Raw genomic sequence first — 13,046 nt, 5'->3', positions numbered from 1 at the left:
AATAAAGCGATTACATATCTGATAATAGTAAAGATTATAAGTTGCAATACAATTTCTAGCAATAGTAAAAATTGATACTTATGCTAACTTTACAACTTTTTTGCGCAAAGAGTATGATAGACCTATCCTTTTTACGACGAGGTATGCAAATGGAACCTACCATTGGTGTATTACTTAAATCGCTTCGTGTCGGCAAGAAGAAGACGCTCAAACAAATCGCTGAAAAAACGCAGCTGTCGATCAGCTTTTTGTCCCAAGTGGAGCGCGGGAAGTCTTCCATAACGTTGGAGTCCTTAAAAAAAATTTCGGAGGCCTTGGGAGTGAGCCCGGGCTATTTCTTTTCAGGTGAAGCGAGCGGGACAAAAGAGCATGTGCGCAGGGCGAGCAGAGAGAAATCCCAGCTTACGCGTGCTCCGTTTGTGTATGAGGACCTGTCAGGTGATTTGGCGAATCCGTCGCTCGTCCCGATTCTTGTCACGCTTTCACCGAATGGGGAAAAAGGCACGCCTTTTGTGCATAAGGGTCAGGAGTTTATTTACGTCCTCGAAGGAGTGCTGACTCTTTTGCTGGGAGAAGAGGAGCATGACTTGTTCCCGGGGGACAGCATTCATATGGATTCTTCCGTCCCGCACAACTGGTTGAATCGTACAGGCGAGGTTACCAGATTTCTGTGTGTCAATTCACAGGAAGAGACTTGAAGTCCGTTTTTCTACTATAATAAAGGAATGCGTAGAAAAGAGCGGTAAAGAGGTGGAAATGTGCCCGTAGAGCCTAACTATTTTCAACAGTATCAGCATGCTGATATCGACGAATTGGCTGATGTCATTGGAGAACTTTTGCAAAATCCGATAACGGTTGAAGATGCCGATCATAAACTGATTGCTTACAGCTCACACGGAGAGAGCACCGATGAAGCGCGCTGGTCTACCATCATGGGGCGACGGGTACCGGAAAAAGTGCTGACGCGCCTCTGGAAGGACGGCGTATTTCAGGAGCTGTTAACGAAAGACGACCCTGTACACATCCCTGCCAAGGACGAAATCGGTTTGGGTAAACGCGTGGCGATTGCCATCCGCAGAGGGAGTGATGTGCTTGGCTACATTTGGGCACAAGAGGTGAATCGACCGATTACCCGAGAAGATGATGAGATTCTCCGCCAAGCTGCACGCGTGGCTGTCTCGCGTCTCATTCAGCGGCAGGGAAAGCGCAAGGCGGAGGAACAGCGGCGCAAGGAATTTCTGTGGGAGCTGTTGCTGGGGAATCACAGCAGTGAGACCGTCATTCGCCAAAAAGCAGACAGCTTGCAAATGCAGCTACCGACCTCTTATTTAATCTGTATCATTGAAGCGGCAGGCGCGCGTCTGGATCAGTACTTGTATCCATTATTAATGCGTGACAAGCTGCTCTGGGTTGTGGACGGCTCCCAAATCATCTTATTGATCGGTCTGTCCGAGGCGAAAAAAGACAAGAGTGATGTGCTCATTCGCAAGGTGGAGCAGTTCCTGTCCGATTCGCTAGGCAAGCTCGAAGCGCATGTCACGGAAGGACGCCAGGTGATCGCCGGGTACGGCAGAGATTACAAGACGTATACGGATATTGTGAAAAGCTACAGGGAAGCGCTACATGCGGTCAAGATCAAGAAGCTGTTCCCGCGAGAAAATGAGGGCATTCACGGGTACCATCAGCTTGGGATATATCGATATCTGCTACAGCTGAAGCAGTGGGAAGAGGAGCAGGGCTATCAGAATGAACGGCTGGAAAAGCTTCGTCAGTACGATCGCGACAACCAGACTATGCTCTTGACGACATTAGAGACTTTTTTGGATGCAGCAGGCAAGGTCAACAAGACGGCTGAGCGACTGCACATTCACATCAATACGCTGAGCTATCGATTGCGGCGTATTGAGGAAATCATCCGTGTCGATCTCGACAATATGAACCAGCGGGCTGCCTTATACTTAGAACTGAAAATAGCAAAATTGGATGGGGAACAGTAGTTTGTTTGTGAATTTTCACAAATGAAAAGATGCTAAAATTAAAGGAATCTCCAAGGAGTATGCCGGAAGATACGCTGTACAATAATAGTAATCGCAAAGAAATCGGCGTTTCCAAGGAGGACATACTTATCATGATCGTCGGAATTCCTAAAGAAATTAAAAATAATGAGAACCGCGTAGCAATTACCCCAGCAGGTGTAGCTGCTCTCGTACAAAACGGTCATTCGGTTCGTGTAGAGACAAGTGCAGGTCAAGGTAGCGGTTTTACGAACGAAGATTACACAGCAGTAGGCGCAGAGATCGTCGAAACAGCAGCAGATGCATGGGCGGCTGACATGGTGATGAAAGTAAAAGAGCCACTCCCTGCTGAGTACGGATATTTCCGCGAGGGTCTGATTCTGTTCACCTATTTGCATCTGGCACCAGAGCCTGAGTTGACGCGTGAGCTTCTCGATAAAAAAGTGATTGCAATCGCTTACGAAACCATTCAGCTCGACAATGGCGCACTGCCACTGTTGATGCCGATGTCTGAAGTAGCTGGGCGTATGTCCGTTCAAATCGGTGCTCAATTCCTGGAAAAGCAATACGGTGGAAAAGGCGTTCTGCTCGGTGGCGTACCTGGCGTACCAAAAGGCGAGGTCGTTGTCATTGGCGGCGGGATCGTAGGTACGAATGCAGCGAAAATGGCGCTCGGACTGGGTGCCAATGTGACGATCATCGATGTAAACGCAGACCGTCTGCGTCAGCTGGATGACCTGTTCCAAGGCCGCGTTCAGACACTGATCTCCAATTCCTTCAATATCGCAAACGCTGTGAAAAAAGCAGATTTGCTGGTAGGTGCTGTACTCATTCCGGGTGCTCGTGCTCCACGTCTGGTAACAGAAGATATGGTAAAAGACATGACACCTGGCTCTGTGATCGTAGACGTAGCGATTGACCAAGGTGGATCGATTGAAACGGTTGATCGCATCACGACCCACGACAAGCCAACCTATGAGAAGCACGGTGTGATTCACTACGCAGTAGCGAATATGCCTGGTGCAGTCGCTCGCACATCTACATTGGCACTGACCAACGTAACGGTTCCTTACGCTGTACAATTGGCGAACAAAGGCTACGCACAAGCGATTCGTGACAACAAGGCTTTGGCAAAAGGGGTAAACGTTATCGACGGTAAAGTGGCTTACAAGGCAGTGGCAGATGCACACAACCTGCCATATGCTTCTATTGAAGAAGTTTTGCTGGTGAAAAACTAGCTTCAACGGTAAATAGAAAAGAAGAAACTGCTTGTCCGAGCTTACGGCAAGCAGTTTTTTTTATTCATTCATTCGGCCCAAGGGGGTCAGGGTATTTCACCGGATCCATCTTCATTTTTCCGGAATCACTTAAGTACATATTCACCTGAATTTCGGTCAGGGAATCAGGTGTGAGCTTATTGCGCTTGCGTATTTCGTACTTTCTCCAAGCCTGGTAGTCTTTTTTAAACAAACCTTCCTCCAAGCTATACAGATCAACCCCTGCTTTGACTCCTTTTAGAAACGTCCCGCGAATTTGCTCGGCTACCTGTTCTTCGGAGTTTTTTCGCACGAAAGCAGGCGTAACGGTACTCATCAGTTCACGAATGAATCCCTTTAGTCGGACATTGACCTGATAACGAGGATACTCCCCGGTGGTAATCGGAATAACCTCCAATTCAACGTGCTCAATGCGCATTGTTGCTTTGGGAGTGTTGTTTTGTCTCACAATGAGTCCTGCAAATTGCGTGTCATTATTCATCCACCGAAGCCCCATTAGATCACGACTGGGGAAGTAACCCTTCCAATGTCCACGATAAATGGCGTGGATGCCATCGATGGAGAGGCGAGAGATGAAAGTGTTATTTTCTTTCCAGGAACGCTTGTAAAGCGTGATGTTTGGCAATAATACGGTGTTCGATGGCTCCCAAAAGCTCGAGATAAACCGATAAAATTGGAGCGGCTCGATAAAGGAACGCTGCTGGTAAACATCCTTTGGTTGATGCAAGAGAGAGTCCAATGGAGAAAATCCGACCAAAGAATGAGAGCTTAATACTTTGTCAATCGGCTCCCGCGTTCCGAATACCCATTTGGTGTAACGAATCAGACCGTATCTGTTCATAATATCGTGGGAGGTGAGAACGCCCTTTTGCAAGAGGCGCTCATGAAATACGAGGGAGGATACAAAGCCTAGAAACACGGGTACCTGTGCGTTTTTTTGCAGATTATCAAAGGCAGACTGAAGTGTTTTCCCTTTTCCGATCGAAATGGTGGCAGGTGGCGATTGCAGGGTGGTTGATGACTCCTGCTTGGCGACGGTAGACAGATCGGTGGATTGGGCGTATAAAACATACTCGTTGTTGACGTAATCAATGCCCATTGCAGATAAATAGCGAAGGTCCTGAATCGATTTCTGGTCCCAGCAGCCGCTAAGAAGAGTCATTGCCAACAGCAGCATTGCCGAAGCAATCCGCATGCACTTCATTTGTTATCGCCACCCTTGGCATGCCTCGTCCGAAAAAAACCGGTCATGGACTTGAACAAGACATTGAGCAGTGTGGACAAGGAGTTGGATGAGCCCATCAAAATATACGATCTACCAAAGGAGGTCAAGGTGGACAAGTAGTACACGATGGCAATCATTCCAAGGACAAAGCCGTACATGCCGATGGTTGCAGAAAGGAAGAAAACAGCGAAACGAGCTACGGTAACTGCTCCGCTTAATGCCTGATTGACCAGTGTGAAGGACGCAACGACTGTAAGGGAGCCGATAAACAGCATCGAGGGAGATGTCAGTCCTGCACGAATGGAAGCATCCCCAATAATCAGTGCGCCGACCAGTGCTAGAGTTTGCCCGACGTTTTTGGGTAAACGGGCCCCTGCCTCGCGCAGAAATTCAAAGATAAACAAGATGATAAATAGCTCCATCGGCGCGGAAAAGGGCAGCCCTTTTCGGCCTTGTGTAACGGTAGCGAGTAATTGAAAAGGATATTGCTCGATATTATAGGCGGACAGTGCGATCCAGAAGCCTGGCAGAAAGATTGCGATCCAAAATCCACCCAGGCGCAGCATGCGTTCCAGCCATACATAAGTTACAGGATACTGATCATCCTCGGGAGATTTGATCAGTTCGAGCAAGGTAACAGGTGCCACGATGCCTAAGGGCGAACCGTCTACCAACACGATAACCTTACCTTGCAGCAGCATGTAAATCGCAAAATCAGGACGTCCCGTATAATCAACCAATGGAAACACGGAACGAGTGTTGTCGCTCAGCAGTTTTTCCAAAATGGCGCTGTTCACAATTTTTTTTGAGGTACATTTGCGTAGTCTCTCACGCATCATCTCTACCAGACCTTCAGATACACCGTCTGTGATATACATCATTCCGACTCTTGTACGCGAGCGCGTCCCGAGAACAAAAGGCTCATAGGCCAGGGTAATGGTTCGCATGCGCTTGCGAATGAGAGCCACGTTCGTGGAAAGATCCTCGACGAAGCCGTCACGGGGACCTTTGATCGAAATCTCCGTATTAGCTTCCTCAGTGCCGCGCTCTGGCCGCTTGGAGATATCCCAGGCAAATGGCGGGGAGTCTCCAATGAAAATCAGCAAATCTCCTGCAAACAGTCGCTCAACCCACAGCTCTGGATCGGTGAAGAGTGGGAAAAGAGGCAGAGAACGCAAATCACCAATAGCCAGGAATCGCTCCAGCTGTGGCAAGGCCGTATCTTGTAATTGACGTACGTCTGCAAGTCCTTCGCAATAAAGCATCAACACAGGCTGGTCTTCGGTAGTGACTGTGCGCATAAAAACGACATCCGCACAGTGTGCGAATTTTTCCCGCAATTCCTCTTCAAGGGTCATGGCCTATTCCCTCCTGTCTGGGTGGCTTGCGCAGAGTAACCAGAATGAGTGCGAGAGTAATCACTAAGATAATGACTAAGTAAAGCGGATAGTATACGTGCGTCAGGAACGATACGAACTGCATGTCACTGAAGGGGAGGCTGGTAAAGGCGATCATGCTTCCAGCTAGAAACATCATCATGAATTTGCGCTGTTTTCGGGTACGGATTGCGAGTAAATCTCCCAAGAGCAGCAAGCAAATAGTGATACGTATAAAAGCGCCAGCAAGCCATTGAAAAATCGAGAAAAACTCCATATTCTCGATGTCTTTTCCAATCGTGAGTAGCCGCCATTGCTCAAAGGCTGGAAAGCGTTGACGCGCAGACTCCACGGGTCCAAATTCAGCAATAGCCCCTGTCAACGGACTGAGTGTTAGCAGAAGCGTGATACCGAGCATGACCAAAAAGTGCACAAGGCGAAATGGCTGACGGACATGATGCTGGAGCAATAGCAGCAGAAACAGCTCCGTAAAACCGCCACCTACGTAGAGCATCCCGTGAAGCAGAGGACGATACCCTTGCTGGAAAAGTGGCAACAAAAGACTATAATCCTTTTTAGGAATATTGCCAAAAGCAACGAAAAATCCGAGCAACACGACTATGGGCAGCAAGATTCCTGCTGTGATTCCAACGGAGGTCATTCCTCCAATAGATGCGAGTACACATAGCCCCATCAAGGCAAAAGCAGTCACCCACTCGGGCGTTCGCGGCAAATAGTTAACGGTTGTCCATGTCTGCGTATCGATCAGATTCGTTAGCGCCATCATGTACAAACAGATCATGATCGGGACGAGCAAGAGATGGCTGACGAGTTTTCCTGATCGTTGCGAAAGCCATTCATACAAGGACTGTTGGTTCAAACTTCGATTTACGACAAACAAGAGATACACCCACAAGGAAAAGGGAATACCAGCAAGCAACACGCTAAACCAAGCATCTCTTCCAGCCTTACTGAGTAAGAGGGGGATGACGGTTACGTGGTTCGTAATGCCGATCGTCAGCATCATCACCATGATGGCTTGGCCAATCCCGATTTTTCCATCCACTTTCATAAAAGACTTGTCCCCCTGTGCGTGGTGGTGCTGTTAGGATTTGCCTGCTCACTTGGAAATATGTATCATGCATAAAGGTTACCTCCTCCCGAAAAAGTGTGGTATTCTACTATGAGGTGTAGAGGTAGAAACGGAGTAAGGAGTGCAGCCGTGATGTATCAACTCATACGAAACTATCTGTTTAAGCAGGATACGGAAGAGATTCATGAAAAGACAATTGGTGCCTTAAGGCTGGTAGAGGATTCTGCCCCAGGCAAAAGTATATTGAAGATGATGTACCAAGTGAAAGACGAGCGTCTGGAGAACAAGCTGTGGGGGCTGACTTTTCCCAATCCAGTTGGACTTGCAGCTGGTTTTGATAAAAATGCTGAGGTTTATCATGCGTTAGGTGCGTTAGGTTTCGGGTTTGTGGAAATCGGGACGTTGACGCCGCAGGGGCAGCCTGGCAATCCGAAGCCGCGTTTATTCCGCTTGCCGGAATATCAGGCAATCATTAACCGGATGGGCTTCAACAATCACGGTGCGTATCTGGCTTCCCAGCACCTGGTCGATTACGCCTATTCAGACGTTCCGATCGGGATTAATATCGGGAAAAACAAAGTAACTCCGAATGAGGAGGCGGCCAGCGACTATAGCAAATGTATGGACATGCTCTATGCATACGGACATTACTTTGTGATTAACATCAGTTCTCCCAATACCCCGAATCTGCGTGACTTGCAGGAAACGGAGAGCTTGCGTCATTTGGTTCGTGCGGTAAGGGAAAAAGCTTCTGAAATGGAATCACGCAGCATCAAGAAGAAGCCGATTTTGTTGAAAGTAGCACCAGACATGTCGGATGAGCACATGCGTGATGTCGTCCACGCCGCGGTAGAAGAAGGCATCTCGGGAATTATTGCCACCAATACGACGCTGTCACGCGAGGCGGTTGAAAGGCATCGTTATGCCGAGGAAGCGGGCGGCTTGAGCGGAAGACCGCTTACGGAGCGTTCTACTGCTTGGGTGAAGGAAATTTATCAAGAAGTAGGGGATAAGGTACCAATCGTCGGCGTCGGGGGCATATTTACCGGTGAAGACGCCTACGCGAAAATACGCGCAGGGGCCAGCCTCGTTCAGGTTTATACGGGGATGATTTATCAGGGACCAGGTATCGCCAAGCAAATCAACAAAAAACTGCTCAAGCTCATGAAGCGTGATGGTTTTAATCATATTAGTGAAGTGATTGGCGTAGACGCAAAAGAATAGATAGAACAAGTACGCATAAGCCGATGGCTCCGTTCGTAGCGGATCATCGGCTTATGCGTTTTTGCTTATATTCTTCCGCTTTATGTAGTGATCCGGTATAATGATGTGGGGCAAACATGAATTGTCTGCCAATTTCATATTGTCGGCGTTAGGTGCCTTTATGTGACGCATAAAGGGTAACAGGGAATCGGGTGAAAGTCCCGAGCGGTCCCGCCACTGTAACCAGGGAGCTCTCTTTGAAAGAAAACCACTCATTTTCGTATGGGGAAGGACAAAGAGCGCATGGATCTGGAAGCCAGGAGACCTACCTAGTAGCCACACCCACAAAAACCTTCGCGGAAAGGAGCGGTGAATACGAGGCAATGAGGCTGTGCAATCAGTCTATTGTTTTGTGCGCGTATCTCGTCCATTGATGGATGGGATTTTTTTGTTTGTACGAAAGAATGAGAAGCAGTGAAGGAGGAATGAACATGAATCGATCACGTATCGTATCTACTTGTCTGTTGATCACGGGCTTTGTCCTTTATTTTCTTTTGAATGAACCAGAGACAGGACATGCGATGCACATCATGGAAGGGTATTTGCCATTATCCTGGGCATTATTTTGGTGGGCTGTCTTCTTGCCGTTTTTTATTCTCGGGCTTCGCTCGATTAACAAAATCGTCAAAGAGCATCCAGAGATGAAGCTCCTGATAGGAGTGGCAGGAGCTTTTGCGTTTGTTTTATCTGCACTAAAAATTCCATCCGTTACAGGCAGCAGCTCTCACCCGACTGGAACGGGTCTTGGCGCCATTATGTTTGGGCCTTTCGCGATGTCTGTGCTAGGGAGCATGGTGCTCTTGTTTCAAGCCTTGCTTTTAGCGCATGGAGGTTTGACTACGCTAGGAGCAAATGCTGTATCCATGGCAGTAGTAGGACCACTGGTGGCATACGGAATCTACCGGATGATCATGAAAGCCAAGGGAAGCCAACGTCTGGCTGTTTTTGCGGCGGCGGCCTTGGCTGACCTTGCTACTTATGTAGTGACATCGATTCAACTGGCACTGGCATTCCCGGCTGAATCTGGCGGAGTGCTGGCCTCGTTTGCCAAATTCGCAGGAATCTTTGCATTCACACAAGTACCGCTTGCAATCAGTGAGGGTCTATTGACCGTCCTCGTCTGGAACTGGTTGTTATCCTATAACGCAAAAGAGCTGACACAGCTCCGTTTGCTCAAACGGGAGGAATCGCTGTGAAAAAAGGATGGAACTGGCTATTGCTCTTGGGGGTAGTCGTACTGGCTATTGTCCCGCTTTTATTGGTACAGGATTCGGAATTTGGCGGCGCAGATGGCGTGGCAGAAGAAGCGATCAAGGAAATCGCTCCGAACTACGAACCGTGGTTTCAACCGCTGATAGAACCACCAGGTGGAGAAACGGAGAGCTTGTTGTTTGCTGTACAGGCGGCATTGGGAGCCGGAGTAATCGGCTATGCTGTGGGTTTGTACAAAGGTCGGTTGGATAAGCGGAAAAAATGAACTGGCAGCAGCTTGATTCTCTTTCCTATCAAAATCGGCTGAAGCTTTTGCCGCCAGTCCACAAGCTATTGCTGGCGAGTGCATTGTTACTGCTCGTCTTGGTAGGGCATGTATGGATGCAGATGGCCGTCGTTGTCTGGATGACGGTATGGGTAGTGGTGTACGCTCGTATTCCTGTCCGTATCTATTGTTTATTTATGATGTTGTCCCTCTCGTTTTTTGTTGTGGGACTCCCTGCGTTATTGGTGGAAGGGGCGAGAGCAGGAGAAGTGCAGGTCCAGTACGTCGCATCGTGGGAGCTGGGTTCGTATGTGCTCTATGTGCCACTCTCATCGTTTGGTAAGGTATGGATACTACTTTGGCGTACCATGGCGAGCTTGACTTGTTTTGCTTTCATTTTGTTTACCGTGCCGTTTGCGGAGATCCTGCAGGTGCTTCGCCGACTGCGTATCCCTGTCATTGTGACCGATCTTTTGATGATCATGTATCGATTTATCTTTGTATTGTTGACGATTTCACACCAGCTCTGGATTGCGCAGCGTTCTCGTGGAGGCCATCGTGGTTTTTTGGCGACACTTCGAGATGCAGGGGTTCTTGTTGCTCAATTGTTCATCAGAGCGATGCGCAAATACGAAGCCTTGTACAAAGGAATGGCGGCTAGAGGATTCGGAGAAAGCATGCAGGTGCTCTCTTTTCATACGCATACGCGTTCGCGTCGCTATGAATGGGAGTCGATAGCAGGCTGCATCGTACTGATCCTGCTAGAGTGGTGGACAGGAGGCTGGCGGTTATGACAGCGCGGTTGTTGGAGTTCATCGATTTGCATTACACGTATCCGGGAGGGCGGAGGCCCGTCCTGTGTGGGCTGTCCTTATGGATTCCAGAGGGGAAAAAATGCGTCCTTCTGGGTCGAAACGGCTGTGGGAAATCCACCTTGTTCTTGCATGGCAACGGGATTATCCAGCCACAGCAGGGACAGGTGCTGTGGAAGGGGAAACCGCTTGTCTACAAACGAGCCGCACTGCAAGAGATGACGCAAAAGGTAGGCTTGGTCTTTCAAGATCCCGAGCATCAGCTGATCGCAAGCACGGTCGCGGAGGATATATCCTACGGATTATGCAATCAGAAGCTGCCTGCGGACGTAATCCGGGCAAAAGTAGAAAAGGTGCTGGATGCATTCGGGTTGAGAGAGCTGGCAGATGCTCCGATTCATCACTTGAGCCTTGGACAAAAGCGGCGTTTGGCACTGGCGGGGGTCATGGTTATGGAGCCTGAGCTTTTGCTCTTGGACGAGCCTACGGCATATCTGGACCGTTATCAGACGAAAAATTTGCTGAGAGAGCTCGATACCATTCATCGGCAAGGAACGACTGTTTTGATGGCGACACACGATATGGACATTGCGTTTGAATGGGCAGAGTGGATTTGTGTGATGGACGAAGGTAAGCTTGTTTTCGCGGGAGATCCTCAAGAGGCATTGGAGAACAGAAGAATGCTGGAGAGCCTTCATCTGGGTATGCCGTTGCTCGTTGATGTGTGGGAGGCATTGCCTGGGCAGTGGAAGCGGGAACTGGGCGGAAATACGCCGCGTTCGGTCGACGAGCTGCGCAAAATGCTCAGTGTTCAGCGGGTGTGGTGAATGGGGTGGCCGCTTTCGGGCAAGCTAAGCCAAAAAACCATGGAGGTACGCTGGTATGGAACAAGACTCTGTCATGAGTACATCGGTCCCGAATCACCAGGAAAAAGAAATTTCACGCAAGGTGAAGGATGAACTGATGTATCAAGTATTGGAAAAAGATATGACAACGGTCGAACAGGAAAAGAAAGTAAAAGACGATTATTTAAAAGGAAAGGCGTAAAATTGCGCCAAAAAGCCCTTCTCGCCACATAAAGGCGTGAAGGGCTTTTTTACATGGAATGATCCCCGTACCCACCCTCGTCTGTCCGTCAAAATCAACACATGGTAGTAACAATACAATGTGCTCATTACTCATGTCACATTACTGGGCGTCTTATGTAAGAGAGGGATTTGAACCCTCGGGTGGCCCCTCGACCCTACCGATAAGTTTTCAACATATAACCCTGTTGAACGGGGGACGTGTTCGCCTTTTGCAGACAGACTACCGACTTTCCATGAACGTGGGCTTACGCTTCCTGCAATTCCGTTAACCAGTTGAATTGTTGAATACCTGCATCCAATTCCCGGTACTGCTTGGACAGCTCATCGACTTGCTTTTGCAGCTGGGCAATATTTACGGTCGAACAAATCTTGACCTCGGAACGGCTGTAGCGATCATGCTTGACTGTAGCCGCTCTGATCAGGTCGGCCAGCTCATTTCGCTTTGAACCGAGAACATCACGTTTGGTTAACGCATCAGAGAGCGTCATGGATTCAATAAAACGGCAAGCTGCATTGGTGCGATTTATTTGCTGCACAATACGTTCGAGCTGGTCAAACAGCTGATTCAGCTCAGATAAGAGATCGTTAGGATTTTCAGGAGGAAGCTCGCCTTCCTGAACCTTTGCGCTGTTATGCAAACGGTGACCCATCTGTTCGATTCTTTTTTGATAATCGGCACGAATGATTAACGCTTCCGCGAGTTTCACAACCGTTACCCCCTATACCAATCTGATTGTTTATACGCTTGATTTTTCTGTTAGTTGTGGTGATATCTATATTTTTTGGTAAAAGTTACTTTTCGCTGAAAAGTTAAGAAGATTTGTGCGGATTTTGTAGGGATATGTCCGTTCATCACGAATAACGTTAAGGAGGCACTTACTTACAATGGGAGAAGTGATGAGGTTGTGATTTCAACTTTGAATAAGACGCTATGCGTTCAGCAACTCGTAGAAAAATTAAGAGACAAGCAGCTTCTTCATGTACCGATATTTGATCTAAGAGAATCGAACAGAGCGTTGTATGAGTACGTCAATCAGCTCAATGATTCGATTGCGATCATTCCGACCACGATTAATTCAGTCATTACAGGTGTGATTCGCTTTCAGGAAGGGTACTTTATTACCTTGGGCATGCTGATCTGGAAGGACGCCAACAAAAAAGGGGCCTTCAAAGAAGGGACGTTTCTTTTTTACAAGCATGACTCTCATGATTCCATTGAGGAATGCGTCCATATTACGAACTCGATCGAGAACCACAATCTGATGGAGAGCTTGTTCTTTGCATGCTGCGAAAGCAAGGATGGTGATTCAGTGCTTACCTATTCGCACATCGAGCATGCGATTACATACGGAGAGTTATATCGGGACATGAAGTCAAAAATTAAAAAAGGGTTTGCCTAATAACTGTGATACAAAAGATG

14 protein-coding genes and 1 riboswitch are annotated in these 13,046 nt (G+C 48.2%); of the genes, 10 read left to right on the top strand and 4 right to left on the bottom strand.

The window, feature by feature from the left end; all coding sequences use genetic code 11:
* The first annotated feature begins 149 nt into the window (after positions 1 to 149).
* The 3 genes from AB1L17_RS12240 (at position 150) to ald (ending at position 3,253) form a co-directional block, all read left to right on the top strand.
* Positions 150 to 698, top strand: coding sequence for a helix-turn-helix domain-containing protein (locus AB1L17_RS12240; RefSeq protein WP_412844988.1), 549 nt, complete (start codon positions 150 to 152; stop codon positions 696 to 698).
* Positions 699 to 758: 60 nt separating this feature from the next.
* Positions 759 to 1,997 (top strand): PucR family transcriptional regulator, encoded by a 1,239-nt coding sequence (locus AB1L17_RS12235; protein WP_412844989.1) that lies wholly within the window; start codon positions 759 to 761, stop codon positions 1,995 to 1,997.
* Positions 1,998 to 2,128: 131 nt separating this feature from the next.
* On the top strand, positions 2,129 to 3,253 hold the full coding sequence (ald, locus tag AB1L17_RS12230) for an alanine dehydrogenase (RefSeq protein WP_412844990.1): 1,125 nt from the start codon (positions 2,129 to 2,131) through the stop codon (positions 3,251 to 3,253).
* A gap of 64 nt (positions 3,254 to 3,317) precedes the next feature.
* Here the strand turns inward: ald and AB1L17_RS12225 are convergent, their stop codons facing one another.
* From AB1L17_RS12225 to AB1L17_RS12215, 3 genes are read right to left on the bottom strand one after another with little or no spacing between them, the layout of a single operon-like run.
* The gene (locus AB1L17_RS12225) at positions 3,318 to 4,496 is read right to left on the bottom strand and encodes a Ger(x)C family spore germination protein (protein WP_412844991.1); all 1,179 of its coding nucleotides are present in this window, start codon (positions 4,494 to 4,496) and stop codon (positions 3,318 to 3,320) included.
* The gene (locus AB1L17_RS12220; protein ID WP_412844992.1) at positions 4,493 to 5,875 is read right to left on the bottom strand and encodes a spore germination protein; all 1,383 of its coding nucleotides are present in this window, start codon (positions 5,873 to 5,875) and stop codon (positions 4,493 to 4,495) included. The genes AB1L17_RS12225 and AB1L17_RS12220 overlap by 4 nt, the downstream gene beginning before the upstream one ends.
* Positions 5,865 to 6,965 (bottom strand): GerAB/ArcD/ProY family transporter, encoded by a 1,101-nt coding sequence (locus tag AB1L17_RS12215; RefSeq protein ID WP_412844993.1) that lies wholly within the window; start codon positions 6,963 to 6,965, stop codon positions 5,865 to 5,867. Before AB1L17_RS12215 ends, AB1L17_RS12220 begins: the two co-directional genes overlap by 11 nt.
* 153 nt (positions 6,966 to 7,118) lie before the next feature.
* On the opposite strand from AB1L17_RS12215, the gene AB1L17_RS12210 reads away from it, so the two are divergent.
* From AB1L17_RS12210 to AB1L17_RS12185, 6 genes are all read left to right on the top strand, one after another.
* Positions 7,119 to 8,210: a quinone-dependent dihydroorotate dehydrogenase gene (locus AB1L17_RS12210; RefSeq protein WP_412844994.1), complete on the top strand. Its 1,092-nt coding sequence runs from the start codon at positions 7,119 to 7,121 to the stop codon at positions 8,208 to 8,210.
* A gap of 133 nt (positions 8,211 to 8,343) precedes the next feature.
* A riboswitch (cobalamin riboswitch) is annotated at positions 8,344 to 8,536 on the top strand.
* 144 nt (positions 8,537 to 8,680) lie between these two features.
* Positions 8,681 to 9,445 (top strand): energy-coupling factor ABC transporter permease, encoded by a 765-nt coding sequence (locus tag AB1L17_RS12205; protein WP_412844995.1) that lies wholly within the window; start codon positions 8,681 to 8,683, stop codon positions 9,443 to 9,445.
* Positions 9,442 to 9,726 carry a cobalt ECF transporter S component CbiN gene (locus tag AB1L17_RS12200; RefSeq protein WP_412844996.1) on the top strand — a complete coding sequence of 95 codons (285 nt, stop codon included), beginning with the start codon at positions 9,442 to 9,444 and terminating at the stop codon, positions 9,724 to 9,726. The genes AB1L17_RS12205 and AB1L17_RS12200 overlap by 4 nt, the downstream gene beginning before the upstream one ends.
* Entirely contained in the window at positions 9,723 to 10,520 is a 798-nt protein-coding gene (gene cbiQ / locus AB1L17_RS12195; protein ID WP_412844997.1) for a cobalt ECF transporter T component CbiQ, read from the top strand. The genes AB1L17_RS12200 and cbiQ overlap by 4 nt, the downstream gene beginning before the upstream one ends.
* The gene (locus AB1L17_RS12190) at positions 10,517 to 11,365 is read left to right on the top strand and encodes an energy-coupling factor ABC transporter ATP-binding protein (RefSeq protein ID WP_412844998.1); all 849 of its coding nucleotides are present in this window, start codon (positions 10,517 to 10,519) and stop codon (positions 11,363 to 11,365) included. The genes cbiQ and AB1L17_RS12190 overlap by 4 nt, the downstream gene beginning before the upstream one ends.
* A 55-nt stretch (positions 11,366 to 11,420) precedes the next feature.
* A complete protein-coding gene (locus AB1L17_RS12185; RefSeq protein ID WP_412844999.1) occupies positions 11,421 to 11,585 on the top strand; it encodes a hypothetical protein in 165 nt (54 codons plus the stop codon).
* 286 nt (positions 11,586 to 11,871) lie between these two features.
* On the opposite strand, the gene AB1L17_RS12180 is transcribed toward AB1L17_RS12185, so the two are convergent.
* On the bottom strand, positions 11,872 to 12,333 hold the full coding sequence (locus tag AB1L17_RS12180) for a DIP1984 family protein (protein WP_412845000.1): 462 nt from the start codon (positions 12,331 to 12,333) through the stop codon (positions 11,872 to 11,874).
* A 198-nt stretch (positions 12,334 to 12,531) separates the two neighbouring features.
* Between AB1L17_RS12180 and AB1L17_RS12175 the strand changes: the two genes are divergently transcribed.
* The gene (locus tag AB1L17_RS12175) at positions 12,532 to 13,026 is read left to right on the top strand and encodes a hypothetical protein (RefSeq protein ID WP_412845001.1); all 495 of its coding nucleotides are present in this window, start codon (positions 12,532 to 12,534) and stop codon (positions 13,024 to 13,026) included.
* Positions 13,027 to 13,046: the final 20 nt, after the last annotated feature.

The organism is Brevibacillus jepli (genome assembly GCF_047229145.1).
Classification (GTDB): Bacteria; Bacillota; Bacilli; order Brevibacillales; family Brevibacillaceae; genus Brevibacillus.
The sequence above is the reverse complement of the archived record's forward strand: the minus strand, read 5'-3'. Positions and strand labels throughout refer to the sequence as shown.